General features: G+C 60.0%; 1 protein-coding gene. It reads right to left on the bottom strand.

Annotated features, from left to right (window positions below; genetic code table 11):
• The coding region (locus NDO48_RS29545; RefSeq protein ID WP_267322962.1) for a DUF72 domain-containing protein at nt 1–235 on the bottom strand (235 nt) is incomplete at both ends.

The raw sequence follows: 235 nt of genomic DNA, 5'->3' as shown, positions 1-235 counted from the left end.
AACTTCATGTTGGGGGGGAACTGCCACAGGAACGGCCCGAGCTTTTCGCCCAACAACAGCGGCCCGGAGGCGAAAAAATTGGCCATTGGCTCTTCGATGTCCTTCAGCCGCCGGACATGGGTGATATAGCGCGGCCCCTTGACCGCGAACACGAAGCCGTCCGGCGTTTCTTCACGCCAGCCCAGATACCGCTGGGGCGTTTGCAGGCTGTAGAACGAGCCATTGATCTCGATGC

The sequence above is a fragment of the Aminobacter sp. MET-1 genome (assembly GCF_026521175.1).
In the GTDB taxonomy this organism is placed as follows: domain Bacteria; phylum Pseudomonadota; class Alphaproteobacteria; order Rhizobiales; family Rhizobiaceae; genus Aminobacter.
This window is presented reverse-complemented; position numbering and strand designations above follow the sequence as displayed.